The sequence below is a fragment of the Kitasatospora sp. NPDC101235 genome, from assembly GCF_044767505.1.
Classification (GTDB): Bacteria; Actinomycetota; Actinomycetes; order Streptomycetales; family Streptomycetaceae; genus Kitasatospora.
Genome location: NZ_JBIWNZ010000023.1, coordinates 98,394 through 124,669, shown reverse-complemented (window position 1 = coordinate 124,669; position 26,276 = coordinate 98,394). Strand labels below are relative to the sequence as shown.

29 protein-coding genes are annotated in these 26,276 nt (G+C 70.3%); 17 read left to right on the top strand and 12 right to left on the bottom strand.

Features of this window, described 5'->3' with window-relative positions; all coding sequences use genetic code 11:
- Positions 1-177 precede the first annotated feature (177 nt).
- Together ACIRRH_RS31305 and ACIRRH_RS31300 are read right to left on the bottom strand one after the other, a co-directional pair.
- Entirely contained in the window at positions 178-2,805 is a 2,628-nt protein-coding gene (locus ACIRRH_RS31305) for a DUF6185 family protein (RefSeq protein ID WP_403074078.1), read from the bottom strand.
- Positions 2,802-3,188 (bottom strand): hypothetical protein, encoded by a 387-nt coding sequence (locus tag ACIRRH_RS31300; protein WP_403074077.1) that lies wholly within the window; start codon positions 3,186-3,188, stop codon positions 2,802-2,804. Before ACIRRH_RS31300 ends, ACIRRH_RS31305 begins: the two co-directional genes overlap by 4 nt.
- A 378-nt stretch (positions 3,189-3,566) precedes the next feature.
- Here ACIRRH_RS31300 and ACIRRH_RS31295 point away from each other — a divergent pair, with 378 nt between their 5' ends.
- From ACIRRH_RS31295 to ACIRRH_RS31280, 4 genes are all read left to right on the top strand, one after another.
- Entirely contained in the window at positions 3,567-5,141 is a 1,575-nt protein-coding gene (locus ACIRRH_RS31295; protein WP_403074075.1) for an FAD-dependent monooxygenase, read from the top strand.
- Positions 5,142-5,394: 253 nt separating this feature from the next.
- On the top strand, positions 5,395-5,922 hold the full coding sequence (locus tag ACIRRH_RS31290) for a cupredoxin family copper-binding protein (protein WP_403074073.1): 528 nt from the start codon (positions 5,395-5,397) through the stop codon (positions 5,920-5,922).
- Positions 5,919-6,875 carry a metallophosphoesterase family protein gene (locus ACIRRH_RS31285; RefSeq protein WP_403074071.1) on the top strand — a complete coding sequence of 319 codons (957 nt, stop codon included), beginning with the start codon at positions 5,919-5,921 and terminating at the stop codon, positions 6,873-6,875. Before ACIRRH_RS31290 ends, ACIRRH_RS31285 begins: the two co-directional genes overlap by 4 nt.
- Positions 6,872-8,401 (top strand): DUF6529 family protein, encoded by a 1,530-nt coding sequence (locus ACIRRH_RS31280; protein WP_403074069.1) that lies wholly within the window; start codon positions 6,872-6,874, stop codon positions 8,399-8,401. Before ACIRRH_RS31285 ends, ACIRRH_RS31280 begins: the two co-directional genes overlap by 4 nt.
- 522 nt (positions 8,402-8,923) lie before the next feature.
- Here the strand turns inward: ACIRRH_RS31280 and ACIRRH_RS31275 are convergent.
- Positions 8,924-9,460, bottom strand: coding sequence for an ArsI/CadI family heavy metal resistance metalloenzyme (locus ACIRRH_RS31275; RefSeq protein WP_403074067.1), 537 nt, complete (start codon positions 9,458-9,460; stop codon positions 8,924-8,926).
- Between the two features lie 148 nt (positions 9,461-9,608).
- Here ACIRRH_RS31275 and ACIRRH_RS31270 point away from each other — a divergent pair, with 148 nt between their 5' ends.
- The 7 genes from ACIRRH_RS31270 (at position 9,609) to ACIRRH_RS31240 (ending at position 13,226) form a co-directional block, all read left to right on the top strand.
- On the top strand, positions 9,609-9,941 hold the full coding sequence (locus tag ACIRRH_RS31270; protein WP_403074123.1) for an ArsR/SmtB family transcription factor: 333 nt from the start codon (positions 9,609-9,611) through the stop codon (positions 9,939-9,941).
- Positions 9,938-10,687 carry an aquaporin gene (locus ACIRRH_RS31265; protein WP_403074066.1) on the top strand — a complete coding sequence of 250 codons (750 nt, stop codon included), beginning with the start codon at positions 9,938-9,940 and terminating at the stop codon, positions 10,685-10,687. The genes ACIRRH_RS31270 and ACIRRH_RS31265 overlap by 4 nt, the downstream gene beginning before the upstream one ends.
- Positions 10,688-10,724: 37 nt before the next feature.
- Positions 10,725-11,147 (top strand): arsenate reductase ArsC, encoded by a 423-nt coding sequence (locus ACIRRH_RS31260; protein ID WP_403074065.1) that lies wholly within the window; start codon positions 10,725-10,727, stop codon positions 11,145-11,147.
- Positions 11,148-11,170: 23 nt separating this feature from the next.
- Positions 11,171-11,641 carry a GNAT family N-acetyltransferase gene (locus ACIRRH_RS31255; protein ID WP_403074121.1) on the top strand — a complete coding sequence of 157 codons (471 nt, stop codon included), beginning with the start codon at positions 11,171-11,173 and terminating at the stop codon, positions 11,639-11,641.
- The gene (locus ACIRRH_RS31250) at positions 11,638-11,760 is read left to right on the top strand and encodes a hypothetical protein (protein ID WP_403074064.1); all 123 of its coding nucleotides are present in this window, start codon (positions 11,638-11,640) and stop codon (positions 11,758-11,760) included. The genes ACIRRH_RS31255 and ACIRRH_RS31250 overlap by 4 nt, the downstream gene beginning before the upstream one ends.
- 317 nt (positions 11,761-12,077) lie before the next feature.
- The gene (locus ACIRRH_RS31245; protein WP_403074063.1) at positions 12,078-12,620 is read left to right on the top strand and encodes a hypothetical protein; all 543 of its coding nucleotides are present in this window, start codon (positions 12,078-12,080) and stop codon (positions 12,618-12,620) included.
- Positions 12,621-13,016: 396 nt separating this feature from the next.
- Positions 13,017-13,226 (top strand): hypothetical protein, encoded by a 210-nt coding sequence (locus tag ACIRRH_RS31240; RefSeq protein ID WP_403074062.1) that lies wholly within the window; start codon positions 13,017-13,019, stop codon positions 13,224-13,226.
- A 45-nt stretch (positions 13,227-13,271) separates the two neighbouring features.
- Here the strand turns inward: ACIRRH_RS31240 and ACIRRH_RS31235 are convergent, their stop codons facing one another.
- The gene (locus ACIRRH_RS31235; protein ID WP_403074061.1) at positions 13,272-13,457 is read right to left on the bottom strand and encodes a hypothetical protein; all 186 of its coding nucleotides are present in this window, start codon (positions 13,455-13,457) and stop codon (positions 13,272-13,274) included.
- Positions 13,458-13,531: 74 nt separating this feature from the next.
- Positions 13,532-14,311 carry an alpha/beta fold hydrolase gene (locus ACIRRH_RS31230; protein WP_403074060.1) on the bottom strand — a complete coding sequence of 260 codons (780 nt, stop codon included), beginning with the start codon at positions 14,309-14,311 and terminating at the stop codon, positions 13,532-13,534.
- A 311-nt stretch (positions 14,312-14,622) separates the two neighbouring features.
- Between ACIRRH_RS31230 and ACIRRH_RS31225 the strand changes: the two genes are divergently transcribed.
- Positions 14,623-15,564, top strand: coding sequence for a DMT family transporter (locus ACIRRH_RS31225; protein WP_403074059.1), 942 nt, complete (start codon positions 14,623-14,625; stop codon positions 15,562-15,564).
- Positions 15,565-15,764: 200 nt separating this feature from the next.
- Here the strand turns inward: ACIRRH_RS31225 and ACIRRH_RS31220 are convergent, their stop codons facing one another.
- Both ACIRRH_RS31220 and ACIRRH_RS31215 read right to left on the bottom strand, forming a co-directional pair.
- On the bottom strand, positions 15,765-16,820 hold the full coding sequence (locus ACIRRH_RS31220; RefSeq protein ID WP_403074058.1) for a threonine/serine dehydratase: 1,056 nt from the start codon (positions 16,818-16,820) through the stop codon (positions 15,765-15,767).
- Positions 16,821-16,876: 56 nt separating this feature from the next.
- Entirely contained in the window at positions 16,877-17,008 is a 132-nt protein-coding gene (locus ACIRRH_RS31215; protein WP_403074057.1) for a hypothetical protein, read from the bottom strand.
- Between the two features lie 62 nt (positions 17,009-17,070).
- Here ACIRRH_RS31215 and ACIRRH_RS31210 point away from each other — a divergent pair, with 62 nt between their 5' ends.
- Both ACIRRH_RS31210 and ACIRRH_RS31205 read left to right on the top strand, forming a co-directional pair.
- Complete coding sequence (locus ACIRRH_RS31210; protein ID WP_403074056.1) at positions 17,071-17,748, top strand: TetR/AcrR family transcriptional regulator; 678 nt, start codon at positions 17,071-17,073, stop codon at positions 17,746-17,748.
- A gap of 6 nt (positions 17,749-17,754) precedes the next feature.
- Entirely contained in the window at positions 17,755-17,949 is a 195-nt protein-coding gene (locus tag ACIRRH_RS31205) for a hypothetical protein (RefSeq protein WP_403074055.1), read from the top strand.
- 91 nt (positions 17,950-18,040) lie between these two features.
- Here ACIRRH_RS31205 and ACIRRH_RS31200 read toward each other — a convergent pair whose 3' ends face one another.
- The 3 genes from ACIRRH_RS31200 to ACIRRH_RS31190 all read right to left on the bottom strand — a co-directional run bounded on the left by ACIRRH_RS31200 (position 18,041) and on the right by ACIRRH_RS31190 (position 20,795).
- On the bottom strand, positions 18,041-18,658 hold the full coding sequence (locus tag ACIRRH_RS31200) for a TOPRIM nucleotidyl transferase/hydrolase domain-containing protein (protein ID WP_403074053.1): 618 nt from the start codon (positions 18,656-18,658) through the stop codon (positions 18,041-18,043).
- A gap of 189 nt (positions 18,659-18,847) precedes the next feature.
- Complete coding sequence (locus tag ACIRRH_RS31195; protein ID WP_403074051.1) at positions 18,848-19,594, bottom strand: DUF4232 domain-containing protein; 747 nt, start codon at positions 19,592-19,594, stop codon at positions 18,848-18,850.
- A gap of 508 nt (positions 19,595-20,102) precedes the next feature.
- A complete protein-coding gene (locus ACIRRH_RS31190; protein WP_403074049.1) occupies positions 20,103-20,795 on the bottom strand; it encodes an HD domain-containing protein in 693 nt (230 codons plus the stop codon).
- Positions 20,796-21,205: 410 nt separating this feature from the next.
- On the opposite strand from ACIRRH_RS31190, the gene ACIRRH_RS31185 reads away from it, so the two are divergent.
- Together ACIRRH_RS31185 and ACIRRH_RS31180 are read left to right on the top strand one after the other, a co-directional pair.
- Positions 21,206-21,496, top strand: coding sequence for a hypothetical protein (locus ACIRRH_RS31185; RefSeq protein ID WP_403074047.1), 291 nt, complete (start codon positions 21,206-21,208; stop codon positions 21,494-21,496).
- Positions 21,497-21,896: 400 nt separating this feature from the next.
- Positions 21,897-22,559, top strand: a complete 663-nt coding sequence (locus ACIRRH_RS31180) for a hypothetical protein (protein ID WP_403074045.1) — start codon at positions 21,897-21,899, stop codon at positions 22,557-22,559.
- An 861-nt stretch (positions 22,560-23,420) separates the two neighbouring features.
- Here the strand turns inward: ACIRRH_RS31180 and ACIRRH_RS31175 are convergent.
- Positions 23,421-24,041, bottom strand: a complete 621-nt coding sequence (locus tag ACIRRH_RS31175; protein ID WP_403074043.1) for a DUF6939 family protein — start codon at positions 24,039-24,041, stop codon at positions 23,421-23,423.
- A 442-nt stretch (positions 24,042-24,483) separates the two neighbouring features.
- On the opposite strand from ACIRRH_RS31175, the gene ACIRRH_RS31170 reads away from it, so the two are divergent.
- Positions 24,484-24,759, top strand: coding sequence for a hypothetical protein (locus ACIRRH_RS31170; RefSeq protein ID WP_403074041.1), 276 nt, complete (start codon positions 24,484-24,486; stop codon positions 24,757-24,759).
- Between the two features lie 292 nt (positions 24,760-25,051).
- On the opposite strand, the gene ACIRRH_RS31165 is transcribed toward ACIRRH_RS31170, so the two are convergent.
- Positions 25,052-25,852, bottom strand: coding sequence for a hypothetical protein (locus ACIRRH_RS31165; protein ID WP_403074039.1), 801 nt, complete (start codon positions 25,850-25,852; stop codon positions 25,052-25,054).
- Positions 25,853-26,276 lie beyond the last annotated feature (424 nt).

The following is a 26,276-nucleotide window of genomic DNA, read 5'->3' as shown; positions in this document are numbered from 1 at the left end:
CCGGCCCTGTCGGCGCCCGCGACATGCCCCCCCCGACCCCGAGAACTCGATCACCTCGATCGCCGAGATCCTCGGCGTCAGCCCCGGCACCCTCGACAACCACATCCCCGACCCGCGGGAACTCCGCGCCTCCGGCCGCGTCCCGAGGCAACTCACCACCTCGCGCGAATTGCGACTTTACGGCGGCTTCATGCTCCGGATGTCGGGTCCGATGAAGAACTTCGCGATCACGATCAGTGCGCCCAACTGCGCCAGTACATAGGCGATCTGTGCGGAGAAGCCGCGGAGCTGGTAGATCCAGAGCAGCAGTCCGAAGCGGCTGGGCCACAGACGCCGCTCGGCGTGGAAGGTGTCCGCGTCCATGGCGAGGCCGGTGAGGGTCAGTACCAGAAGCATTTGGCAGGTGGCGATGGCCACGTTGCCGAATGGCTGATCGGTGATGAGGTCGCCCAGGGTCCCGACGACGATCAGCAGGGTGTAGACGGCGACCAGGCTCAGGGCGCGTGCCGGACCGCGGCGTCCGGGCAGCAGGCGCCAGAGCCCTCCCAGTACCAGGCCCGCGCCTGCCGAGGCGAGCTCCAAGGTCAAGAACAGCCTGACCATGTTGGGTGCCCCGAAGGAGTCCTGCGCGGTGTACATCCACTGGGTCTGCTCCGCCTGGTAGGAGAACCAGAGGATGACGAGAGTGCCCGGAAGGCCGAAGGCGGCCGCCAGCAGGGCGGCCCGGCGGGCGTTCTCCCACCACCTGGCGTGTGGGCCCCAGCTCAGGGCGACGTCCATGATCGTGTACTGGCCGGGCAGCCAGGCCCGTGCCGTGTTGGCGGTTCCGGTCGGCGATCGCCAGCGGTGCAGCCCGCTCAGCTCCCGCTCCATCGCGTGCCGTTCCTTCTCCGCCGCATGTCGGCTCGCGGCTCCCTCATTCTTCCCCATGTCACGGAGCTCGTCGGTCAGCTCCCGGTAGCGGCGGGCACGCACGATGAGGCCGGAGCGGCTCGCCTCCGTGGTCGCTTCGCTCAGCCTCGGAGTGTCCCCGCTTCCCTCAAGGTGATGGGCCAGGACCGCCCAACGGCTCCCGACCGCCAACAGGGCGTAGAGCCCGGCGATGTCCAGGACGAGCCAGAGGACAGCCACGGCCTGGCTGCCTGCGAACGAGCCCTGGCGGTAGGCCACCACGACGGCGAAGAACACGGCGAGCAGGAGGCGGTCCAGTCTGGTGGGATACGCGCGCGGCACGGGGAACGCCAGGTCCCGGGCCCGGAGCAGGGCCACGACGGCGATGCCGGTCAGCACCCAGGTCCAGGAGCCGCACCACGAGGGGATCTGGGTCGCGTAGGACACCAGACGCTCGTTCAGGAAGGACCGGTGCAGCCAACCGTACTCCGGCATCGCGCGGTTGCTCAGCCAGCTGGCCCGCTCCCACCCGCGGGCCTGGGTCCACCACTGCCACCCGAGCAGAAGGAGGGTGACCACGGCAAGTCCCGATCCGACGCGGCGCAGCCGCCAGGGTGACGTCGGTGGCCGGATCAGCCCGCCCTCACACGCGAGCCGCCAGATCCACAGCGCCAGACCGGTCAGCCACAGCCACAGGAGCGCCGCGGTCATGGCCACCAGTGGGGCGAAGCCGTGGACGGGGCCGGTCCCGGAGAAGGTGAGGCTCTGGGGGAGACTGAACAGGGACGGCCAGGCGGCTACCAGGCCGCCGGCCGCCGCCACCAGCGAGGCGGCCAGCAGCACCGACCTCTTCGGACGGGCGGTGGCCGTCAACGCCCAGCCGACCAGAATCCCGGTCAGGATCATCCAACGTTGGTCGAGGAGCGCGTACTGCGGTAGCAGGAACGTCAGGATGATGACGGCGCTGACCACACCCCACTGCAGCAGGACCGTGCTGCTGCAGATCTCGAGCGCGGTGGCCTCGTCGTGGGCCGGCCGGCGGCGGGCTCGTAGAGCGGCCACCGTGACGACGGCGGAGATGACCACCCACCAGGTGGCCTGCCCGATCTTGTTGCTGACGAGCAACGGCGCATCGTTGCTGCTCACCGCCGCCCATGCGCGTTGCCACGGGGGAGCCACCCGAACCGTCAGCAACGAGCTCGACCCCTGAGGCCCGTCGGGGTCGGTCCACACCATGCTCCCGTTGCCGGCGGTCGAGGGTTCGGGCGCCACGCCGGATGCCTCCAGGCCGCCCAGATCGAGCTTGACCGAGTTCCAGTGGGCCCCCGCCAGAGCCGTCGGCGGAACGAGGGACAGATCCCACTGGCCGGGCTGCACATCGATTTCCCACGGCCCGACGAGGAACGTGCCGCCGTGGTCGAACCAGAAGATCGTCGGGTACTCGACCTTGACCACGTCGGGCTCGGTGCTCACCGCCGGGTTGGACGAGCGCCACTCGTATTGGCGCAGGTACTGTTGCGGGGGCCGTCCCGACTCCTGCTCGTCGCGCAGGAGACAGTGCATCGCGTCGCGGTAGGCAACAGAACTCTTCTGCAGCAGCAGGCCGTCGGCGTACTCCCAGGACCTGGGTACGCGGACGGTCATGGTTCCCCGGCCCTCGGCCGTGTTGTGGGTGTGGTTGGCGATTGTGAGTTCGACGTCCACCTGGGCCGCAGTCAACTGCTCCGTATGGCAGCTGCTCGTGGGCGGGGAATCCGCTCGGGCGGACTGTCCACCCCAGAGAATCAGAAAAACCAGCAACGGCACGGCGCACAGTCCCCACCGGTACACCGCGGTGCTGCGGACTCTTGGGCTGCAACCGTGCGACGGCGGCGAGGTGTTCGTGTTCGCCTCGCCGCCGTCCTCGTTCTTCAACGCGGTGTGCTCCTGCTTCCCGGGCACCCGCTGATCGGACTGCACTGCAGGATCACCTGGTAGGCGTGGCTCTCGACCTCACCGCTGTCGCGTCCGGTCTTCACGAACCGCCACTGCGAAGGCTTGGTGTGACCGGTCGCGTCCGCCTTGTCGACCCGGATCTGGAGCGTGCGTGCAGCGAGGTCATGAGTCTCGACCAGGACCTCGTCGCACGCGACGGGAAAGTGCTCGTGCAGCAGACACAGGCCAAAACGGTCGAGATTCCCGTGCTTTTCCAGCACATCCACCAGATCGCGCACGAACTGGCTGTCCTGCGGACCCAGCCCCTTGGCTTCCTCGAACTTCGGAAGTGGCTGCCCGGGATTGGCCGTCGGATTTCCCATGAAGTGCTCCTCAATGTCATCTGAGTGGCTTTCGGAAGCCTAGGTGGGGCGACAAACGGCTACAAGCCGACACCCCGGAGGACGGCCGGCAACCCGGCGGACGCGATCGAGGAGTGCTTCCGGACCGCGAAAGGCCGGGGGCGTAGCCGTGCCTGCCTGAAACGTTCGGGTGCACGTCGACGCGCGGACATTGCGGCCGGCCGTGGGATCGGGAAGATTGATCGCGACGGTTCGGGTCATCGTCGAGGCGGTCATCGAGTCGGGGACGCGGTCGGCCTGCTATTGGAACCGGCCGGAATCCCGGGACGACACGGCTGAAGGTCACGTCACGAAGTACCCCCATCAGACCCGGCCCGAGGTGAGCAGGAGAAGCGGGACATGCCCGTAGCAGACACCGAGGTAGCAGTACTGATTGTCGGTGGCGGGCCGGTCGGGCTCACCGCCCGAGCGCTACTGGAACGCTGGGGCGTACGGGTACTACTGGTCGAGAAACACCGCGAACTGTCGCCCTTTCCACGGTCCCGGCTGGTCAACGTGCGCTCGATGGAGATCTATCGCCAACTCGGGCTCGCAGCCGGGATCACGGCCAACGCGTTCGCACCGGAGTACGGCCGCATCCGCTTCCGCGACACCCTGTGCGACCGTGACTTCGCCACAGCGGCGATGGTCGGAGTCAACGCACCGGTACCCGAGAGCCCCGTGACCGGCGTGGTCACCTCACAGGATCGGCTGGAACCCACCCTGCTCGCCGCAGCAGGCGCACAGGTGCGCTTCGGGACCGAGCTCACCGGCCTGGCCGAGGAAACCGACAGCGTCGTGGCTCTGCTCGTCGACCGACGCGGTGACGAGACCCGCGTCCGTGCCCGTTATGTCATCGCCGCCGACGGCGCGACCTCCACCGTCCGACAACGGCTGGGAATCGACACCACTGGTCCCGGAGCGATGGGGGGCTTCACCACCGTCGTGTTCGACGCCGACCTCGACCGCTGGTGCGCCCACCAGCCCGCCGGCGTCTACTTCACCGCGCACGGCCTGTTCGGCCCGCTCTACCCCGAACGAGGCTGGGCCTGGTTCGTTCCCACGCCCGAAGACGCTGCACACACCGACTGGTCCGACCTCCTCGCACGCGCCATCAGCCCCGGCGCCGGGGTCCGAGCCGACGTCTTGCGGGTTCAGCACTGGGTGATGAACGCGTTCGTCGCCGAGCGCTTCCGCCACGGCCGGATCCTGCTGACCGGCGATGCCGCGCACGCGGTCCCCATCGTCGGCGGCCTGGGCATGAACGCCGGCATCGCCGATGTGCACAACCTGTGCTGGAAGCTGGCGGGCGTCCTCCACGGGTGGGCCGAACCGAGTCTGCTGGGAAGCTACGAGGCGGAGCGACAACCCGTCGCCCACCGGACTCTCCGCCAAGCGGTGGAGAACACCCGGCTCCTGCTCCACGTGCAGAACCGACGCCGCGAGCAGCGCCGGACCAGCGAAGCGGCGCCGGCCCATGTCGAACTTCCCTGGTCGGACCGGTACTTCGCCCAACTCGGTCTCGTGCTCGGCGCCACCTACCACTCCGGCGCCGTCCTCGCCGACAACAGCACCCCACCCGAACCATCCGACACAGGCACGGACTACATCCCCACCGCAGAGCCGGGCCGTCGCATGCCGCACCTCTGGCTCGCACCCGACCGCTCCACGCTCGACGCTCTCGGCGAATGGTTCACCCTGCTCACCCCGGACCCCACTCACTGGCAGCAACAAACCACCGCACCATGGCCACTGCACATCGAGGCCCTTCCCGACGAGCACACCGACCTCTGCGGCCTCCGCTCACACGGCGCACTACTCATCCGACCCGACGGCCACATCGGCGCCCGCTGGCGCGACCGCCCGCCGAGCGACACCGCCCTCCACCACGCCCTCACCACGATCACCCGCTCGACACCCCGCGACGGGCAGTGAGCGGCCCGGACGCCCCTGACCTGCCTGAGGCGTGCCGCTGCCCGCCGCCAGGGTGAAACAACGGGACTCCGCTGAGGAATTCGTTTCGCTACACGGAACGTGCCGTCCGCTCACATACAGTAACCCACCGGGTTGCACCCCTTCCGGCATCCCCCGGCGGGCGTCACGCGGTCGTCTGTCTGCTGGGACGACCGATCCCGGACCGATCCCGGATCGCACCCGCCCGTGCGGCTGGGGACGCGCAGAAGGAACGATGGTCATGAATGCGAGCTCCTCTCCGCCGGTCCGGCGGTCGCGTACGTTGTGTCTGGCCGCTGTCGCCGTTGCCGGAGCACTCGGACTGCTCAGCGCGTGCGGCGGATCGTCACAGCCCGGACCCACCGGCGCGCTGAGTCCCGGACCCGGCCAGAGCCTGGCGGGATTTCCCGGCGCCTCCGGAACGGGCGGTACGGTCGCTGCCAGCGCACCACCGGGCACGTCCTCGACCTCACCTGCCGGCGGCCAGCCGTCCGCTCCAGCGGCCGCCAACGCGGTGACGATCAAGAACTTTGCGTTCTCCCCGCCCACACTGACGGTCAAGGCGGGCACGACGGTGACCTGGACCAACACCGACGCCGACGCTCACACCGTCACCAGCAAGCAGGGATCGGGCGGGCCGCTGCAGTCGGCGGCCCTGGCCACCAACGACACCTACAGCTACACGTTCACCCAACCCGGCACCTACCCCTACTACTGCACCATCCACCCGTTCATGACCGCCACCGTGGAGGTGACCCCATGACCGAGGACACACACGACTCCGACGGCGGCGGCGGCGAGCACGGCATGACCCGCCGGCAGCTCATGCGGCACGCCGCCTGGTTCGGTGGTGCCGTGGTCCTGACAGTCACCGCAGGAGAGGTGATCAGTCACATCCCCGGATCGACGAACACGGCCCCGGCAAGCAGCGCGGACCTGCATTTCGTACAGATCTCCGACAGCCACATCGGCTTCCAGGGCCCGGCCAACATGGACGTCACCGGGACGTTCGCCGCAGCGATCGACCAGGTCAACTCCCTCGGGTTCCGACCCGACTTCGTCATGCACAGCGGCGACCTGACGCACCTCTCCACCCCCGCCCAGTTCGACCAGGTCAAGCAGATGCTGTCGCAACTGGACACGGACCGGGTCTTCACCGTGCCGGGCGAGCACGACTCGATCGGAGACAACGGACCACGCGCCTACCAGCAGACCTTCGGCCACAACACCATCGGCGACGGCTGGTACAGCTTCGACACCCACGGTGTGCACTTCATCGCGCTGGTCAACACGCTGCACCTGGAGCAACTCGGCCACCTGGGCAACGACCAGATCGACTTCGTGCGCAAGGACATCGCCGGCCTGTCGTCGGACACCCCCATCGTCATCTTCAGTCACATCCCGTTGTTCGCGATGTATCCGACGTGGGGCTGGGGCACCGACGACGCGGTACAGCTGCTGTCGATGTTCCGCCGCTTCTCCTCGGTCACGTGCCTCAACGGGCACGTCCACCAGCTGTTCAGCAAGACCGAGGGCAACATCACCTTCCACTCGGCCCGCCCCACCTGCTACCCGTTCCCCCAACCCGGCCAGGGACCCGCCCCACTCCCCCAGGTGCTGCCCGCCGGACGCCTCAAGGACGCGCTCGGCATCCGCACCGTCAACTACTGGCAGGGCAAGCACGAACTGGCCGTCAAGGACGAAACGCTCGCATGAACACCCGGAGCCTGCCCGCCCTCGCGCTGCGCCTGGCGCTCGCCGCCACGCTCGCGGCGAGCGGATACATCCACGCCCAGCTCTACATCGACGGATACCGCTCCGTCCACATCATCGGCTCGATGTTCCTGCTACAGGCCAGTACCGCCTTCGCGGTGGCCGCACTCCTCCTGATCGCGGCACCCCTGCTCCTGCGCATCGCCGCCGCCGCCATCGCCATCGGCACGCTCATCGGGTTCGCCGTATCCCGCACCACAGGATTGTTCGGGTTCTCCGAAAACGGCCTGCAACCCGCCCCACAGGCCCTGCTCAGCCTCATCGCCGAGACACTCACCCTGCTGATCCTCGCGATCTGGCAGGCATTCGAGGCCCGGCGACACCGCCGCGCCCGGCCAACTGACGGTCAAGGCGGGCACGAAGGCGACCCGGACCCACAGCCATCCGTTTCCCAGACCCGGCCAGGGCCCCGGACCCAATCCGCAGGTGCTGCCGGCCGGACTCCTCAAGGACACGTGGCTGCCCGGCCGGTCATCAGCGGTGCGGATGCCGAGAGCGCCCGGCGCCTGCCCGCCCTCGCGCTGCGCCTGGCGCTCGCCGCCACGCTCGCGGCGAGCGGATACATCCACGCCCAGCTCTACATCGACGGATACCGCCTCGTCCACATCATCGGCTCGATGTTCCTGCTACAGGCCAGTACCGCCTTCGCCGTGGCCGCACTCCTCCTGATCGCGGCACCCCTGCTCCTGCGCATCGCCGCTGCCGCCATCGCCATCGGCACGCTCATCGGGTTCGCCGCATCCCGCACCACAGGATTGTTCGGGTTCTCCGAAAACGGCCTGCAACCCGCCCCACAGGCCCTGCTCAGCCTCATCGCCGAGACACTCACCCTGCTGATCCTCGTGGCCTGGCAGCCCTTGCTGACGGCGGCGGTGAAGTCGAGAGCGGCGGCGGCCGAGCACGTGGCGGGCCTCACGCCCGTCGCCGGCCACCGACGGCTCCATGACGTCCTGTGGCTTCTCCTGCCGGTAGCGGTGGTGGCCGGCCTCTTCTGGTACGGCCGGGTACACACCCCCAACTACGAGACCAGCCTCTTCGGGAACCGCGGCGATGACGCACAACTGCTGAAAGCCCAACTGGGATCGGCGCTCCTGGGCCTGGCGCTGATCCAGCTGGTCCTCGCCCTGTGGATCTACGGCCGCCTGCCCGCACTGCGAACCGCGCCGCACCGGGTCCGTACCACGCACCGCCTCATCGGCCTGACCGCCTTCCTCCTCTCCCTGCCCATCGCCCGGCACTGCATCACCGCCTACGGCGTCCAGTTCACCGACACGCGTGTGGCGCTGCACTCGCTCACCGGATGCTTCCTCTACGGGGCCTTCGTCGCCAAGGTCATCGTGGTCCGGCACCGCCGCTGGCCCGGCTGGGCACTCCCCCTGGCCGGCGGTACCCTCGTCACCGCGATCGCCCTGATCTGGTACGCAGCCCCCCTCTGGTACCTGAACGGCCTCCAGGCACCCGGCCTGTGAGCGGAACGTGGGGGTGCCTCTCCCCCACTGCGCATGCTTTCCAGCGCGCCGGCCGACGGAAAGGCCTCTGCCTTGCCCCCGGGATGGAGGCCCAGGTCGCCGGGCTCCTACGCGCCTACGGCGTCGACGTCCACACGGTCACCACACCTCACCCGGCAGGGGGCTGGCATCAGGCCCGCCGCGAAAAGGTGGCCGAACTGCTCGCCCTCTGCCCGGACGCGTGGCGCCCCGATCTGTACCACAACCCCGACAACGTGGCCGCCTACCGGACGAGATCACCGACCCCGGCCAGGCGGTCGTGTCACGCTGGACGCGCTGCCGTACCGTAGCCCCTCCCTACCGCACCAGGCAGCCGGAAACGCGAGCGCGCCCCACACACCCCCCGTGCGGCCCACCACCGCGTGAGCACCTGTCGCACCACCGCCGCCGACATCCTCCTGAAAGCCGCCTCCGCCCGATGCTCCGGAAGTCCATCCCCGAACGACTTCCGGAGCCGACCACTTGGCGTTCAATCCAGCAGCACTACCGGCGGGATCCCGACACCGCGGATCCCTCCCCGCAGGCGCAGCCCGCGACAGCCTTCGCCGCAGCAGGGGTCCGGGTGAGGTCGATGCTCTGCTCCTCCGGGCTGCAGCAGGCGGTGGTGCCGCAGCAGGCGTCCGGCGCGCCGTCGGCGCTCTTGCCGAGGGTGTCGGCGTCGGCCTTGACCACGTAGACCTCCCAGGGCTCCTTGCCCGGGCCGGTCACCCATGTCTTGTCCTGGAGCGCGTAGCAGCAGGAGGTGTCGTTCTCCTCGAAGGTGGCCAGGCCCGCCTCCTGCAGCCGGGCAGTGGCGGCGGTGACCTGCTCGGTGGTCTCGACCTCGATGCCGAGGTGGTCGAGGCGGGTGTCCTCGCCGGCCTCGCCCTCGATGAGGACGAGCTTGAGCGGGGGCCGGGCGATGGCGAAGTTGGCGTAGCCGGGGCGGCGCTTGGCCGGCTCAGTGCCGAAGAGCTTGGAGTAGAAGGCGATGGAGCCTTCGAGGTCGGCGACGCGCAGGGCGAGCTGAACACGGGACATGGCGGTCTCCCAGATCCTTGGTCTTGTTTCGATGAGTGTCGATACAGCGAGCTTGCCTCTTTGAATAGATGGCTGTCAACATAGACATGTGTCGAATTCGGAACTCATGATGCCCAGGCAGGACGACCCGGTCGCGTGCTGCTCGCCGATGGTCCGCGAGCCGCTCGGGGAAGAGGCCGCCGCCGACCTGGCGAAGATGTTCAAGGCCCTGGCCGACCCGGTGCGGCTGCGGCTGCTGTCCCTGATCGCCTCGCACGAGGGCGGCGAGGCCTGCGTCTGTGACCTCACCGGCCCGTTCGACGTCTCCCAGCCGACCATCTCCCACCACCTGAAGGTGCTGCGCGAGGCCGGCCTGGTCGGCTCCGAGCGCCGCGGCACCTGGGTCTACTACTGGGTGCTGCCCGCCGCCCTGGCCAAGCTCTCCGCCCTGCTGCAGGCCCCGGCCGGCACCGCCGTCCAGGCCGCGGGGGGCGCGAGATGACCGAGATGGTCCCGCTGGGCCGCCGCACGGCGGTCGAGTTCGTCGGGACAGGCACGCTGGTGACCGTCGTGGTCGGCTCCGGCATCCAGGCCACCAAGCTCTCCCAGGACGTCGGCGTGCAGCTGCTCGCCAACTCCCTGGCCACCGTGTTCGGCCTCGGGGTGCTGATCGCGCTCCTCGGCCCGGTCTCCGGCGCGCACTTCAACCCCGTGGTCACCGTGGCTGCCTGGTGGACCGGCCGCCGCGGCGGCGGGGGCCCCAGCCTGCGCGAGGTCGCCGCCTACGTGCCCGCGCAGATCCTCGGGGCGATCGGCGGCGCGGTGCTGGCCGACGCGATGTTCGCCGAGCCGCTCGTGCGCTGGTCCACCCACGACCGCTCGGCCCCGCACCTGTGGCTGGGCGAGGTCGTCGCCACCGCCGGGCTGGTCCTGCTGATCTTCGGCCTGGCGCGCACCGGCCGCGCGCACTTCGCCCCGGTCGCGGTCGCCTCCTACATCGGCGCCGCGTACTGGTTCACCTCCAGCACCAGCTTCGCCAACCCCGCCGTCACGATCGGCCGCACCTTCACGGACACCTTCGCCGGAATCGCACCCGCCTCCGTCGGCCCCTTCGTCGCCGCCCAGCTCGTCGGCCTGGCCGTCGGGCTCGCCCTCGTCGCCGTGCTGTTCGGCCGCCCCGCCGCGCCCACCGCCGAGGACCTTGCGGCCCCGCACGTCGAGCACCACCCGGCCGCCGCCGGCCGCTGAACCCAGCCCCGCCGCTCCTGCCCGAAGGAAGATCCCTGTGAGTACTCCCGCCGCCATCCCGTCCGTGCTGTTCGTCTGCGTGCACAACGCCGGCCGCTCCCAGATGGCCGCTGCCTTCCTCGGCCACCTCGGCGGCGACCGGGTCGAGGTCCGCTCGGCCGGATCCGCCCCGGCCGACACCGTGAACCCGGCCGTGGTCGAGGCCCTGGCCGAGGTCGGCATCGACATCTCCGCCGAAGTGCCGAAGGTGCTGACCGTCGAGGCAGTGCAGACCTCCGACGTGGTGATCACCATGGGCTGCGGCGACGCCTGCCCCTACTTCCCCGGCAAGCGGTACCTGGACTGGAAGCTGGAGGACCCGGCCGGCCAGGGCGTCGACGCGGTCCGCCCGATCCGCGATCGGATCGAGCAGCGGATTCGGGGCCTGCTCGCCGAGCTCGGCATCGAGGCCGCCGCGTGACCACCGCGGTGACCGTCACCGGGATGCTCCCCGAGCACGCCGCGCAGGTGCTGACGATCTACCAGGCCGGGATCGACGGCGGCGACGCCACCTTCGAGGAAGCCGCACCGGCCTGGGAGGCCTTCGACGCCTCCCGGCTCACCGAGCACCGCCTGGTCGCCCTGCACGGCGACCGGGTGCTGGGATGGGCCGCGGTCGTGCCGGTCTCGGACCGGTGCGCGTACATCGGGGTGGTCGAGCACTCCGTCTACGTCCGCCCCGACGCCCGGGGGCAGGGCGTCGGCCTGGCCCTGCTGCTGGCGCTGCTGGCCTCCACCGACGCCGCCGGGATCTGGACCGTGCAGTCCGGGATCTTCCCGGAGAACACCGCCAGTCTCGCTCTCCACGCCAAGGCCGGATTCCGGGTAGTCGGCACCCGCGAGCGGCTGGGCCGCCACCACGGGCGCTGGCGCGACGTTGTCCTGGTGGAACGCCGCAGCCCTGCCGTCGCTTGACCGACCGCCTGTACTCGCAGCGCAACGAGGCCGCCAAACCCACCTGGGCCAGGACCACCGCCCGCGTCGTGCAGCAGGGAAGCCGCATCCGCCGGCCGACCGCCGGGCGACGACGCTGAGGCCGGCGTTCGTCGACCGCCGGCCGCGGGCCCGGCATGGCTGCGGCGGACGCTTGATCCGTTCGGGCGCAAACCGTGCTCCCAGCGAGCGACGGCTCCGGCATGGCGTGAACTCCCGCGCGTCATTCCTGGGGATCATCGACTTCGTTCGAGTGTGCAGCCTGTGCCGGGCAGAAGGGCTGCGGCCTGATTCCATGAAACCTCCGAAGGCCGCTGAAAGTCGTTCGCAGTGAGATCGCACTGCCAGTGAACCGGTCGGAGAAATCCTTGGAGCTGCCGGGCCGGCGTCGCACACCTCCAAGGAAAGGGATTCACACATGAAGTACGGTTTCAGACGCCTGTCCACGGTGACCGGAACGGTGGTCGCCGCGATCCTCCTCGCCTCGCCCGCGGTCGCCCAGGGCGGTGTGGACTCGACAGCTCGAACCGACTCCACCGCTCCCCGACTCCTGTCCGGGCACACGGCGGACCAGAAGGGCAGCACCGGAGGCAACAAGCACTGCGAGCGGGTACAGCGGGACTTCAGCTCCGACGTCGTGGACTTCGGAACCTTCTCGGACACCCAGTTCCACCTGGCGACGAACCGCCAGGGCGAGGCATTCCTCAATGACAGCCGGAACCCGGGAGTATGGGTGGACATCGACGTCATCCCCGGCGCCCCGAAGTGTGTGATCGACACCGACCTGTCCGCCACCGAGAGCGGCGCGAACATCCCCAACAAGCTCTTCCTCAACGTGGAGAGCGAGGACGGGAAGATCTTCCAGGCCGTGTGCAACATCACCGCAACGCCGTTCAGCGCGTCGAACCTGGCGACTGCCTGCGGCCCGGGGTTCGCCCAGATTCCGGGCACCCCGGTGTGATAGAACTCCGCGCGCCGGCCCCGGTTCTCCCTCCCGGGGCCGGCGCACCTCTTCCTTCCCCTCCCCACCCGATCACCCTGATCTGCCTCCAGACCCGGCGTGATGTCATCGACCTCCCTGCCGGCCTGGTCGCCAGGGAGAAGTTCCCCGGCCAACCCGAGTACGCCGAGGTGATCGCTTCCCTCGATCGCGCCGGTTGCGCCGGTTGCGCCTGGCAGCCCTACACGCCCCTCACCTTCGACAACCGATGCGCTATCCAGGCCACGTCCTCCGGCATCGTCTTCGTCTTCGAAATCCCGGATGGAGAAGGCCCGATCCTCAACGTCGTGGGACCACCGCCCCATCAGCATGAGTGCTCCGCGACCCACGCGACACCGTGAGCGCGAAGCCGAAGCAATGTGGAACGACCCTGACAACCGGCTCCAGGGTGCCAAGGGACAGGGGTGGCTCGGCAAGGACGCTGCGATCGAGGCCAGCATCGCCTCGCCGCCGCCGAGCAGAAGCTCGCCGCCGTGCGCGACCTCCCGGCACACCGGCGTCCACCTCGGCATTCCCGACGTCCGCACCAGCGCCGGCCGACTCACCGAAAGCCCTGACGGCGACTGACAGCCGTCCGACTGCGGGCCCTTCGCGCTTGGCTGCGCAGTGGCCTCAGACGCGAGGAGGCAGGACCTCGATGATTTCGGCGATGCCAGCGGCGGGTTGAGCCTCGTGCATGGTGATCACATCACCAGGCTGCAGATGCTGCCACTGCTCGGGCTGCAGGGGAGCCAGGCGAACGTCGGCTGTGGGCAGTAGGTCGACAGCCTGCCGAAGGAGTGTGAACGCGTCATCCATGTGCTGGACTGTCGCCTGGGGGCGGATCGGGCGCCAAGCCTGGTTCCCCTGACGAGCGCGTTGACCTGGACTGATCACGCGGTGGTGAGGAAGTCCAGAACGAGCGGGCTCGCGACGGCGCGGAACTCCTCGAAGTAGGCGTGCCGTGCTCCGGGAATCAGATGCAGCCGGGCATCGGGGATTCGGTGCGCGAGCAGGTGCGCGTTGGCGGTGGGGTTGAGCAGGTCATCGCTTCCGTGCACGACCAGGGTGGGTGCGCTGATTCCCGGCAGGAGGTCCCATGCATCGTGCTGGTTACTGGCCGCGAGGTGGCGACGCCGCGCGTGAGCAGGCATGCCCGGGTCGCCGAGCGTGTGGCAGGGGCCCGAATGGGTCGCCAGCCAGTCCGGGGTGTACATGAGCTCCAGGAGGGCCTGCCGAGCCGCCGTCGGTTGAGGTTGCGCCAGTGACCTGCGCACGTCGTTGTCGCGTTCGACGCTGTGCGGGCCTCCGGGCGACGTGCAGCCGAGTACCAGGGCATCCACTCGGTTCGGATGGCGGGCCGCGAGCTGCTGGGCCACACGCCCGCCCATCGACGTGCCGTAGACGTCGGCCCGGTCGACACCGAGTTCGTCGAGCACAGCGATCACGTCCTGCGCAAAGACCTCGGTGCTGTAGGGCTCGTCGGGCTTGTCACTCTCCCCCGTACCTCGGTAGTCGAGCGTGATGGTGCTGCGGACGGCGTGGAAGTCGTCGCGCACCCCGTCCCACCAGTGGTGGTTGTTCGCCTGGCCTGCCAGCAGGACAAGGGGAGCCCCCTCGCCTTGCACCTGGTAGGCGATACGGACCCCGTCGGGTGTCGTCGTGTGCTTCATCGGCCCCTCACTCCCGACGGGCAGAGTACAGCGCGGACGTGGTGAGGCTGCCGGACACCTGGCGGGGCCCGTGGCCGGGCGGAAGCGCCCGAGGGCCGACAGGAGGAGCCCTACCTCGGATGCCGTACGGTGGAGACCATGTTTTCTGCAGCGGTTCTCTCGCCGCCCGTCCTCTGAGGCGGGTCGCCATCGACACCGGCGCGTAGGCAGGCCACTGGCCGCGACGCGCTGATCGGTTGTGCCCGCAGACGCGAGACCACGACCATCTGCTCCGTCTGGAGACTCCTTCCGTGTCGAAAACTGCTGTTGCAATGACCCCTGCCCCCGTGGCGGCACCCAGATCCGTGCGCCGCGGCCTTGCCTGCCTGGCGTTCGCCGGCATCACCTGGGGCACTACCGGAGCCGCCGTGGACATCGTCTACCGGTCCAGCGACTTCGGGCCCATGGCCGTCTCGTTCTGGCGCTTTCTGACCGGCATGGCGCTGCTGCTCGCGGCCCGCGCCTTCCACCCTTCCCGTACCACGCCCAGGACGCGGCAGCCGATGGGCCGCCGTGTGCTGCTGTTCGCGGGCACCGGCGTCGGCTTGGCGGTCTTCCAGACCGCCTACTTCGCCGCCGTGCGGGACACCGGGCTGGCCGTCGGCACCATCGTCACACTCGGGGCGGCCCCGGTGTTCACCGCCGCCGGTGGACGCCTGTTCCTGGGCGAGCGCATCGGACGCGCCGGGCTGCTCGCGGTCGCCGGCGCGCTGGCCGGCCTCGCGATCCTGGTCCTGGGCAACCGGGCCGGTGTCGTCCACCCCGTCGGCGTGGGGATGGCCCTGCTGTCCGCCGCCGGGTACGCCGCCTCCAACATCCTGGGCCGGTGGACCGGACGGCACGGCGCCGGAGAGGACCCGTACACCCTCACGGTGGGGTCGTTCGCCGTCGGCGCGACCGTCATGCTGCCGTTCGCCTGGGGCGAGGGCCTCGTGCCGCACACCGCCCACCCGGGCCACGTCGTGCTGCTGATGCTCTACGTCGCCACCGTCACGACGGCGCTCGCCTACCCGCTGTACTTCGCCGGGGCGGGCGCCGTCCGGGCGGCCACGGCATCGGTGGTGATGCTCATCGAGCCGGTCAGTGCAGCGGTGCTCGCCGTGTTGTTCCTCGGCGAGCGGCTCACCGCGGCCACGGTCGTCGGCACGGTGCTGATGCTCACGGCCATCGCCGGCCTCGCGGCCGCCGAATCGCGACCGGGCGCGAGGAGCTGACCGCTCGCGTGGTGACATGGGGGCGATGTGGTGCGCCGGGACCAGGTTCCGGCGCACCACACGTGCGTCCCCCGGAACATGTCCGGTGTGTCCAGGTCTCTGATTGCAGAGAGCCTCTCAACGGCCGGGTGATGCTCTTCGAACACGACGAGGGGGGCAGCCGGGCGGTTGGCCGGTCGGCTGCCGCCTCGTCGTGTGCGTCAGTGCGCGGTGGGCCGGGTCACGAGGTCGGATGGGTCGGTGTTCGCCCCGCACAGCACGACGCAGACCTTCTCGCCGCTGCCGGGCCGGTAGCTGCGGCCCGCGCTCGCGGGGCGGGTCGGCAGATCGCGGTCGGTGCCGTGCTGGTCCGGGGTGGTGAGCGCGGCCAGCGCGGTCGCGGCGCCGTGCTCGACCGCGACACGGCGGTGGTCCCACAGCGCCTGGCGGGCCCGGGCGATCCCGTCGTCCGCCACCAGCACGGAGTGCACGCCGTCCTGGTGGGCGGCGTGCAGGGCCATGGCGGAGGTGCGGCGGGCGCCGAGGGAGTCTGCGGCGATCGAGTCCACCGTGACGTCGACCGGGCGGCCGGCCTCGATCGCGGCGTTCAGCGCGCGGCAGTTCTCCGGCTCCACCGCCACGGTGCGGATGCCGTGGTGCCGGGCGGCGGTGGCGACGCCGGCGAACAGGCCGCCGCCGCCGACCGCGACCACCACGGTGTCCAGGCCGGGGAGCTGCTGGTGGATCTCCTCCAGCAGGGTGCCGGCCCCGGCGGCGATCAGCGGGTGGTCGTAGGCGTGGGAGGCGAGCGCGCCGGTGGCGGCGGCGAACTCCTCGCAGGCCGCGAGCGCCTCGGCGTACTCCGCGCCGACCAGACGGACCTCGGCGCCGTAGCCGTGGAGCTTGGCCACCTTCACCGCCGGAGCGGTCTCGGGCAGGAAGACGGTCGCCCGGACGCCCTGCTGCTGGGCGGCCCAGGCGCACGCCAGGCCGGCGTTGCCGCCCGAGGCGATCGTCACCCCGGCGTCGGGCAGGGTCTCGGCGTCGCGGTGGGCCTGGATGAAGTTCTGCGCGCCGCGGGCCTTGAACGAGCCGGTGTGCTGCATGAACTCCATGGCCAGCCACACCTCGCACGGCTCGGCCTCACGGTCGTCCAGGGGGTCGAGCCGGGCCGTGCGGATCGCGCCCGGGTCGAGCCGGGCCAGGGCGACGGAGCGGATGCGTCCGGCGGTGCGGTCGGTGGCGGCCTTGATGTCGCCGTACGTCAGCTGGTGCACGTCGTTGCTCCTGCGATGAGTCGGTCACGACCAGGCGATGAGCCGGCCGCTGGTGGTCAGGCCGAGGAAGAACGCGAAGGGCGGACGGCCGCGAGGGTGCCGGCCGCGAGGTCGGCCAGGTGCCGGGCGGTGAAGGCCGTGCTGTCCACCGCGCTGAACAGCGGGTCGAGTGCCGCGGTGCGGGGCATGTCGCCTCCGTGAGGAGTCGGGGACCTACCGTGACGGTACGCTGCACCGTACGCTCACTCGCATGCCGAGGCAATCCACTTCCCTGGACCGGGCGACTCCCGAACGGATCGCCGAGCAAGCTCTGTTGATCGTGGATCAGGACGGGTACACCGCGCTCAGCTTCCGCACCCTCGCGTCCGCGCTGGACATCTCCGTCGCGTCCCTCCAGCGCCGCTGCACCGACCTGGCCGGCCTGCTCGACCTGGTCACCGACCACCTTGCCGCCCGCCTGCCCGAGATCGAGCCGGGCACCGCCTGGGCGAGCGCAACGGAGGCACGGTTCGCCGCGCTGTACGAGCTGCTGACGGACCATCCGGGCCTGGTCGCCCTGCGCGGCGACCGGCCCTGGCTCGGTCCGCAGCTGCTCAAGCGCCTGGTGGAGCCACAGCTCGCCGACTCCCTCGCCGCCGGGATGACCCCCGAGGAGGCGATCGTCACCCACCGGCGGCTCTACCTGCTGACCCTGGGCAGCGCGAGCTTCGTCAACCACCGCGACCCCAAAGCCGCTCAGAGCGCCACCCGGCGCGCGCTGGCCGCGCTCGACCCCGGGGAGTTCCCGGTCCTGACCGGGCAGCTCGGCGCGGTCCTGCCCGCCGTGGTCGACCACGAGGTCTACTTCGGCGCGCTCCGCCAGCTCATCCACGCCGCCGGCCCTGCTCGGGCCGCCACGGTTCCCGGACCGGCGGCCGAGGAGGAGTAGATCAGCGTGGACAGCGCCCTCGCCGCCTACCGCGGCCAAGCCACGTGGCCGGAGCTGACCCACGGGCGGCCCGCCGTCGTCTACCCGCAGCAGCTCGCCGTCGCTCCGGCGCGCGGCAGCGACGGCTGGGCCGGCCAGCAGCAGCCGGAAGGCTGGGCGCGGCCGCAGGCGCCGCCGGACTCCTGCAGCTGTGCGCCGTGAAGCTCACCTTCGCCGGCGACGCCTGGTGGGCCGCAGCCTCACGCGCAGGGCCCGGCCCGAACAGTGCGGATGACGAGGCTGTGGACCGCCGTCACAGGTGCAGGAGCAGGCCCTGGAGGGGTGCGGGGATCTGCTCCGGGGCGAGGGCCTCGGTCAGGAGGCGGCCGTAGCGGATCTTGCGTCCCTTCTTCGTGCCGAGGAAGCGGCGCATCCGCTGGTGCGGCGGCCGGTCCTGCTGGGCGGGCTGACGCACGAAGATCTGCCAGGCCGGGAGGTCGCCCTCGGCCCGCAGGATCTCCTCGACCCGTGGCACGCCCAGCGCGCGGATGAGTTCGTCCTCCAGGTCCGCCGCGCACACGAAGAACCCGTCGCGCGGCGCGCCGGCCCGTTCGAGACCGCGCTCGTAGAAGCCCCGTTCGCCCTCGTCACAGAGCCCGGCGAGGCGCAGACCCAGCCCGGGCGGCCCGAGCAGGCCGGCGAATCGGCCGACGCTCATCGCCCCGCCCATCGGGACGACGCACACCCCCTCGGCGGCCAGGTCCCGGCCGTGGCGCGCGGCCAGCGTCTCGACGGCCGCGAGGTCGCTCGGTCCTTCCAGCAGCACCGCCGTCCGTACCCGCAGCCGCCCGGCCAGCTCACCCGCCGGCCCGCCGGGTTCTCCCGCCGCCCAGCCGATGACCGCCTCCCGGAACGCCCGCATGTCCGCCATGGAGGCGATTCTGCCCCCGTCCGGGCCGGCACGGCACGGGATTTTCACCGCCCGCTCGGCGAGGTGGAGCACGGGCCACCCGCACTGGCCGCCACGTTGGACGTCGTTGTGACGGCCGACGGCAGTTCCTGCCGGGGCGACGGCGGACGCGGCGGGCGCGGAGACTGCCGACCGTGGGTCAGCTCGGAGCTACTTGGGGGCGGCGGCCATGGAGGTGACCGCGTCCGCCACGCTGGACCGGTAGAGGCCCATCTTGGGGTTCAGGACTCGTGCGCCGCTGTCGAGCGGGAAGTTGCGGGTGTTCGCGAGGGGCATGTTGGTGCCGTCCTGGTCGACCAGCACGTTGATTTCGTTGATGCCGGGGACGGTGCCGGTGGTGGCGCCGCTCGGGTCGAGGTCGATCACCGCGTAGGCCTTCTGGCCCGCCGGGACCGGGAAGCGCGAGGTGCCGCTGGCGAGCACCGGCTTGATGTTCTTGCTCTGGTCGGGAGAGGTGGAGTTGCCCAGGTCGACGCCCGGGGAGGAGCTCAGGCTGCAGGCGCTCGCGCCGGTGTTGCGCACCTCGATCACCCACTGGTTGGGCGCCCCGGCGCGGGCCGTCGCCTGGATCGCGAGGTTCTGGATGTCGCAGGGGTGGTCGGCGGCGGAACCGGCACTCCCGGCGCCGGGCCGGGTACCACCCGACGGGCTCGCGCCGGACGGCTTCTGCGCGGCGGGGTGCGATGCCGTTCCCGCGCCCGGTGCGCCCGCCGACGGGGCTCCGGAGGCCGGGCCGCCGGCCGGCGAGGGCGTGACGGCCGCCGTGGCGGGCGCGGAGGCCGCCGAACCGCCGGCCGAGTCGGAGTTCTCCGGCCCGCAGGCGGTCAACGCGAGTCCCGCAGCGGCGACCAGGACGGCGGAGGCGAACAGCGGGCGACGGTGGTGGCGGACGGACACGGTGACTCCCCGATGGCGGTGTGCGCTGACTGCTTGGACACCTCACATGACGGTCAGCCGACGGCTTTTGGTGGCATGCACGGCGTCACAATCATCAGGACATGACAGGCACTGGACTGTGACATTCGGTCGGGTGCAGCACGGTTGACACGGCGTCTCCCCCAGGCTCGCCACCCCGCCGTCTCGCGCCACTCAGCCACCACTGCCTGCCCCGGCCGGAGGCCGCCGCACCACCGTCAGCTGGCCCTGGACCCGGACGGGATCGGCCGTGTGAGAGCCCGCAGACGCCGGCCCCTCGTACGGAGGAAGCCATCCCCCCGCGTGCGGGGCCGACCGTCGTGACCTGCGAGGTCATCGGCCCGGCCAGAGCCGCGATCCTGTCCGGATGGTCCTGGAGGAGCTGCCGGCGTGTGGCCGGGTCCAGCGAGTCCCACCACTTTCGGTGTCAATGCCGTTGAAGATCGCGTTTCATTCGAGGCAGAGGGGCCAGAGCAGCTCGCTCTCAGAATCAGCAGCCCTCTGAAGGTGTGCTCGGTGAATCAGGGCGGTAGTGGTCGTAGTCGTTCCATCCTGAGGATCGGGCAAGCTGTTCCCAGGCTGGCCAGGTCCGGCCGGTCACCTGGCGAACGAGCTCGCCTTGCATCGTGAAGGGCGGCGCCTTGTGCGGCTTCTCCAGCGCCTGGCTGACAATGCTGTCGTGGAGGACCGCCGCAGCGTGCAGACGGGGCAGCACCTGCTGGACGCGGTCCGCGTAGCCGTCCGGGAGTGCGGTTGGGCCGCCGCCCAGATCGAAGCCCGCGCCAAGGGCGACCAGCGCGATCTCCGGCCGCTTCCGCAGGGCGATCTCACGGTCCATGTGCAGCGCGATCGCGTCCCACACGACGTCCGTGCGCTCCGGTGGCACTCCTTGCTCGGTCAGGAAGCGGATTGCCAGATCGGCACCGTCCAGCTCGAACCGCTGGTCGCCGTTGCCCTCGATACTGAGCCCGCAGTCGTGCAGGACGCATCCCAAGAAGAGGAGTTCGTCGTCGTAGTCGCGGTCCGGTTGCAGACCACGTCGCTCACCGAGGAGGCGTCCGTAGAGATAGGTACGCAGGCTGTGATTGAAGATCGCGGCTGGGACCAGGGCCTGTGCGTAGCGCAGTGTGTTGCGCGCAAGATCGGTTGGAGGGAGGGCCAGTTCGCCGAATCTGTCGCTCACGAGGTGGCCGGTACTCGGTTGTTCGGTCGTTGCCGAGGACAGTGCGGTTCCCGTAATCCGTCGGGTGCCGAGCGTTCCATGATGATCACACCTCCAAAGGCTACTTGAGGCCCGAAGAGATGACTTCTCGATGCCGAGGCATTCGAGCCATCCGGTCCGGTTACCCCCGCCGCCCTCCTCCTCCCGCCCGACTAGCCAGCGTGAGCATGTCACACCTGACCCGTTGCGTCTATTGGCGGTTTATTGAGTCTTTTATGTTCTCCACGTTGACCGCAGAAGCGACTCAACGCGAAATTTCACGATCGTCTGAGGTCATCAGCCTCCACTGGTCCGGACAAGCCGTCAAAGAGCCGTCACCCACTCCCCCGGAAGCCCGTCGCCCACACGCGCCGGCCTGACAGCATGTCGAGATGACTGGTGCGGTGCACAACGACAACAAGGGTTCGCCTCGGAACTTGATCCAGGCGGGAAACGTCCGCGACATCTATCTGGGCTCCGACTCCCCCTCCCCTGGCAGACGGTCGGCCTCCGCCGACGCCGAGAGCGATGTCCTGGACGGGCTGGCCCGCGAGGTCCTGGATCAGTGGCGGGATGAGGCCGGCATCCGCGGTCTGCACCATCGGGTTCCGATGGCGATCCCCTGGGAGCTGGAGCAGGGTCACCGGAGCGACCCGAACGCGCAGCGCTGCGGAGCCTGCTGACCGAGCCGGGCATCTGGGGCACCGTCGTCATCGTTGCCGTAGGCATCTACGGCACGTCGGCGAGCTATGCAATCGCGGGGCTGGCCGCCCTCCTGGGGGTCTCTCCCCCGCGGCCCGGGCTCGGGATCCAGGGGGTGGGCCAAGTGCTCGGGGCCGTCGCCGCGGTCGCCATCATCGCGACGGCGTTCGGAAGGATCCTCACAAGGCACCTGTTCAGCGGCTTCGACGATCGCCCACGACGACCGGCGGCCGGTGTCAGTGGACGGCTGTTCCTGGCAGTAGCGGCCGCGGCTACGACGGCCGTCGGCGTGACGCTGCCCGGCAGCACGTCAGCGAACCTGTGCGTCTTTCTTCTTCCCCTGCTCTCCGGTGTGCTCCTGACCCGGTCGGCCGAGTCGATATGGCGGCCAGGCCCGGGCAGCTGCTGCGCGAGGAGCGCAGGATGGCTCTTGTCGAATCCACAGTGGTCGCACCGGCCATCGCGGGAACCTCACTGGCGTTCTTCCACTGGCTCAACGGCGATCCGCTCCTCATCGCCGGCGGTCTCGTCATCGGCTGGTCGTGCTCGGCCGCCGTGCTGATCGCCCTCAGTCGATGGGGCCGCTGGACCGCCACACGCCTCATCGTGGCGGGGCGTCGACGTCTGCCACGCGATGTGCTGGGCTTCCTGGAGGACGGCCGCCAGTTGGGCGTGCTGCGGCGGTTCGGCGTGCTCCTCCTCGGGGCACTGGCCTTGCGGGCGGTCGCGACCCGGCTGCGCATCGACGGCGAGGGCGTGGAGCTCAACGAAGGCCGCAAGCTACGGCTGCGGTGGGACGACGTGGCGGAGGCACGGGTAGTCAGAGTCCGATCCCGCAGGAACGTGGAGACCGGCTCCCCTGGTCTGAACGTCTCGTACTGTCTCGCGATGAAGCCGGTCGCCGGACGGGAAGCGACGCCGTCCCTCACCGACTCGGACGGCTGGATCCGGGTGTGGGAGCTGGGCTCCACCGAAGTGGTTCCGCTCGACCTGGAGGTTGCGCTGACCCGGTTCGCCGCCGACCGCTGGCGCCGTGACGTCTGAAGCCTGAGACCGCCTCGCTCCAGAAGTGCACGGGCCCACCTGTGGAGCCGAGGACGGCTGGAGGTTCTGGATGTCCACACTGATCATTCGCACGGTGCTGTGCGGCCGCACGGATCACACTGCCTCGCCGCCCGACGACGCCGCACGATTTTCTGCGGAAAATCGTGCGGCGTCCGACGAGGGCCAGGGCAGAGGCGCGGTGTCGGCGTCTCGGGTTCACGCGGCCGTATCCGTGCTGGCTGAACACGTCGTGGCCGCGGCCGCACCAGGTACAAGGAATTTTCCGCGGAAAATCCGAGGAGCGACTGATCCGCTCACGGTTCGGTGCCGTCCGTGGGACTGGTCGGTGCCACGTTGCCGGTCGGCCCGGTGGTCGCGGCGAGAGCGCGGTAGCGGAGGGCTGCCTGGGGCTGACCATCCACGTCCAGGGCATCGCCGGCGAGCCGGTAGGCGTTCGCGAGCGGCCGGCCGTACGCGGCAGGGTCGTCGGCGGGGTGCGGGCCGACGGCCTGGACGGCTGACGCGGCGTCGCGCCATGCGCCGGCTGTGTCGTCCGGTAGGAGGGCGTGGCCTCGCGCCGTCAGTACCGCTGCCAGGCTGACGCGCGTGGCGGCCAGTTCCCCGGTACACGTCGCCGTGGACGGTGCTGTTGATGATGCGGTTCGAGACGCCTCGTACTGTCTGCTCGTCGTCCACGCGTTCGCCCCCACCGATCGTGTCCGACTGCGTTCACGGGCCTGGCCTGGCTGCCCGAAGCCCTTCCCGGATTTTCCGCGGAAAATCAGCGGGTAGTCGTCTCCCTGCCATCGCTGCGGGCCCATGGCACCCACCACGCATCCCGTGCTTCCGTCGTCGGACCACTCACAGCATTCGACCGCTGGTGCTGCTGGAAGCCTCGACGTCCTCTTCACCGGGCCAGCGCCCCTCTACGTGCAGCTGGATGAGTGCGGCGTGGGAGAGCGGGCTGCCGGGGTCGGTGACGTCCCCGTTGGTGGCGTAGTCCAGGAGTACGACGTCGTCCTTGGTCCTGATCAGCTCGACCAGGTCGGCGACGCGGTGCTCGAGGATCCAGCGATAGGCTGGCAGGTAGATCCGGCGTCGGGCCGCCTCGTAGGGCAGCAGCCGATCGCCGTGCAGGCCGGTTCGGTGACCTCGGACGGGACCGTACCGGCGGACCGTCCGCTTCAGGCCTTTCATCGTGGTGACCCCGAGCTTCTCGGGATCGACGTCGGAGTCCTGGAAGACCTTGAGGGATTGCCAGATCCCTTCCACCGACTGGCTGGTCACACCGTCGCTGTAGGGGACCGGGATGCCGCCGTGCGGGTAGAACGGGCTCAACCGCACCCACGGGTCCGGTGCCTTGGAGGTGACATCGATGATCTCTGCCCCGGGGAACGCGGCGGTCAGTGACGCCATCGAACGGCGACGGCTGGCGATACGGATCGACACCTGAAGGCCCCCTGGCTTGATGACATCAGCCACTCAGCATCCACGACGGCACTGACATTCCTCCCGCCCGTAGAACCGGCCAGCGCTCCGGCCACTCCGCACACCGGACCAGCCCGGGCCCACGCTCGGGAATTTTCCGCAGAAAATTCGTGTCCGCCGAGAACTGCCCGGGCCGGACGAGACCACAGCTCGACGCAGTCCGATCTGCTGCTCGACCGGCCCGTGTCACCGGTCCAGGTGCAGCCGCCAGGATCCGCGGAATTTTCCGCGGAAAATCGGTCGGCCGGGGCGGGACCGGTGACGCCTGGGCAGCGCAGCCGCTCCCCTGCTGCCCCTGGTCGAGCGCTACCTCGACAGCGGCGACGGCTGGACCCGGCTGCACGCCGCCGAGGCCCACTGGCGGATCACCGGCGATCCGTCCGCCGCGGCGGGCTTCACGCTCACCGGGCTCACCCACTCCCAGGCCGCGGAGGCGATGGAGCGGGCTCGCCGAGCCCTGGCCGGGCAGGGTTGGACAGCCGGGCTCCGCGACCTGTCCGGCGACATCCAACTGAAGCTGACGCCTCCGAGTGCCGGCCCCGGAAGCGTCTCCGAGAACGTCTTCGTCGACTTCTACGACCCAAGCGGCTTCTTCACCATCGAGGCGTACGCGGAGTGCGCCCGCTACCTCCACGACACACCGGTGACCTTCGAGGGGAAGCCGGAGCACCTGGCCTACCTCTCGGTGCCGGCCCGGGTCCGCCGGGAGTGACCGCGATCCGCGCGAAGGATTTTCCGCGGAAAATCCGGGCCCGCCAGCGGTCGGGCCCGCCGGCAGTCGGGTTCGCTGGCGGTCAGGCTCGCTGGCGGTCAGGCTCGCTGGCAGATGACCGCCGGTGAGCCGACGCATTGCGAGCGCGCCCGCACCACCGGGCCGTCCGTGTCCCCCGGCCCACGAATTTTCCGCGGAAAATCATCCGGTCACATCCGGGAATCGAATCCGGCAGTAGGTGGGGGAGAGGGCTCGGGGGAGTGCGACGCCACGGCCCCTGTGCTGCTCCTCGTCAGGGCGCCCAGGGCAGTCGTACCGCTTCGATCTCGGAGTCGTTCAGCAGCGCTGCGATCAGGTCCGGGGGTCCGGCGACCTTGGTGGCCCACAGGTCGTAGTCGGTGCACAGGAGCCATGAGCGGTCCTCGGCCCAGAGGTTCGACGGGCTGTAGTCCGCCTCGGATATGTCGTACAGGATCCCGGCGTCGCCGAGGCGGCTTGCACGCACATGGTGGTTGTCGTAGTCGGCGTCCCGGAGCGTCAACGGGCTGTAGTAGGCCAGGCAGCGGGTGTCCGGGCCCGCGGGGCTGTGCTCGGTGAGGATGGCGATCAGTCCGATCCAGGTCTCCCGGTCCAGGCTCCCCTCGGTGGGCGGGATGATGCCGACCGGCCAGCTGCCCTCCTTCTTGACAGAGGGGAAGCAGTGGTAGGAGGGCAACTGCCCGTCGGGCACGACCGGGTCGCCGGTCCGGCGGGCGAGTTCCGCCCAGCGCAGCCGCCGCCAGCCGGTGCCGGGGTGTTCGGCCCGGCCCAGCCCGCCTCCCGTGGCGACGCCCACGGCGTCGAAGTCGAAGCCCGCGACGATGAGGGGCTGGACGCTCCCGTCCGCCAGACCCGCCTGGTGGTACTCGTGGTGCGACACCTCGGTCGGCCCCCGCTCGTGCTCGTACATGGCGTTGAGCACCCAGACCGCGTCCAACGTCGCCGGCGGCATGAACCCGGTCAGGCCCTCGCCGCACAGTTCCTGCAACCAGTCGGTCGCGCCGGACGAGGCGAGCGGCCACAGGTCTGACAGCACGTTCGATTCCTCAGACATGCGTTCATGATCCCAGCCCCGGCCACCAGCCCCTCGAGGGCTGGTCACCCTGTAGCCGTTCCACCGCGTGGGGACGGTCCGGTCCATCCGGCCGGGTACTCGGAAGATGCATCCGACACGAACAGCAGGGCGGCCGCCACCCGGGGCGTCCCTGGCGCAGCGCCCGTACGGCCGCCTCGCGGACCTCGTCGGGCCCGTCGGTGTCCGGGAAGCCGTATCGGCGAGGCGGGCGGGCGTCATCGTGCACCTGTCGCCGTCGGCTCGCCGGCGGGCGGGCAGCCGTCCAGGGGAGCCGCGCGGAGAGGGCTGGTGAGCACCATGCGGTGGTGGGGGGGGGCGCCCCCCCCGCCCCCCCCCCCCCCCCCCCCCCAACACGCCAGGCGGGGGGGGTGGCCACGCGGAACACACCCCCCCCCGCCGGCGG

Excerpts from the sequence above, each read along its gene's own strand:
- ACIRRH_RS31270 (WP_403074123.1), top strand. The coding sequence starts at position 9,609 with ATGGTCCGCGAGCCGCTCGGGGAAGAGGCCGCCGCCGACCTGGCGAAG.
- ACIRRH_RS31280 (WP_403074069.1), top strand. The coding sequence starts at position 6,872 with ATGAACACCCGGAGCCTGCCCGCCCTCGCGCTGCGCCTGGCGCTCGCC.
- ACIRRH_RS31225 (WP_403074059.1), top strand. The coding sequence starts at position 14,623 with ATGACCCCTGCCCCCGTGGCGGCACCCAGATCCGTGCGCCGCGGCCTT.
- ACIRRH_RS31215 (WP_403074057.1), bottom strand. The coding sequence starts at position 17,008 with ATGCCCCGCACCGCGGCACTCGACCCGCTGTTCAGCGCGGTGGACAGC.
- ACIRRH_RS31285 (WP_403074071.1), top strand. The coding sequence starts at position 5,919 with ATGACCGAGGACACACACGACTCCGACGGCGGCGGCGGCGAGCACGGC.
- ACIRRH_RS31200 (WP_403074053.1), bottom strand. The coding sequence starts at position 18,658 with ATGGCGGACATGCGGGCGTTCCGGGAGGCGGTCATCGGCTGGGCGGCG.
- ACIRRH_RS31290 (WP_403074073.1), top strand. The coding sequence starts at position 5,395 with ATGGTCATGAATGCGAGCTCCTCTCCGCCGGTCCGGCGGTCGCGTACG.
- ACIRRH_RS31275 (WP_403074067.1), bottom strand. The coding sequence starts at position 9,460 with ATGTCCCGTGTTCAGCTCGCCCTGCGCGTCGCCGACCTCGAAGGCTCC.
- ACIRRH_RS31180 (WP_403074045.1), top strand. The coding sequence starts at position 21,897 with ATGGCGGCCAGGCCCGGGCAGCTGCTGCGCGAGGAGCGCAGGATGGCT.
- ACIRRH_RS31300 (WP_403074077.1), bottom strand. The coding sequence starts at position 3,188 with ATGGGAAATCCGACGGCCAATCCCGGGCAGCCACTTCCGAAGTTCGAG.
- ACIRRH_RS31240 (WP_403074062.1), top strand. The coding sequence starts at position 13,017 with ATGTGGAACGACCCTGACAACCGGCTCCAGGGTGCCAAGGGACAGGGG.
- ACIRRH_RS31235 (WP_403074061.1), bottom strand. The coding sequence starts at position 13,457 with ATGGATGACGCGTTCACACTCCTTCGGCAGGCTGTCGACCTACTGCCC.
- ACIRRH_RS31185 (WP_403074047.1), top strand. The coding sequence starts at position 21,206 with ATGACTGGTGCGGTGCACAACGACAACAAGGGTTCGCCTCGGAACTTG.
- ACIRRH_RS31295 (WP_403074075.1), top strand. The coding sequence starts at position 3,567 with ATGCCCGTAGCAGACACCGAGGTAGCAGTACTGATTGTCGGTGGCGGG.
- ACIRRH_RS31245 (WP_403074063.1), top strand. The coding sequence starts at position 12,078 with ATGAAGTACGGTTTCAGACGCCTGTCCACGGTGACCGGAACGGTGGTC.
- ACIRRH_RS31230 (WP_403074060.1), bottom strand. The coding sequence starts at position 14,311 with ATGAAGCACACGACGACACCCGACGGGGTCCGTATCGCCTACCAGGTG.
- ACIRRH_RS31165 (WP_403074039.1), bottom strand. The coding sequence starts at position 25,852 with ATGTCTGAGGAATCGAACGTGCTGTCAGACCTGTGGCCGCTCGCCTCG.
- ACIRRH_RS31255 (WP_403074121.1), top strand. The coding sequence starts at position 11,171 with ATGCTCCCCGAGCACGCCGCGCAGGTGCTGACGATCTACCAGGCCGGG.
- ACIRRH_RS31210 (WP_403074056.1), top strand. The coding sequence starts at position 17,071 with ATGCCGAGGCAATCCACTTCCCTGGACCGGGCGACTCCCGAACGGATC.
- ACIRRH_RS31265 (WP_403074066.1), top strand. The coding sequence starts at position 9,938 with ATGACCGAGATGGTCCCGCTGGGCCGCCGCACGGCGGTCGAGTTCGTC.
- ACIRRH_RS31170 (WP_403074041.1), top strand. The coding sequence starts at position 24,484 with ATGGAGCGGGCTCGCCGAGCCCTGGCCGGGCAGGGTTGGACAGCCGGG.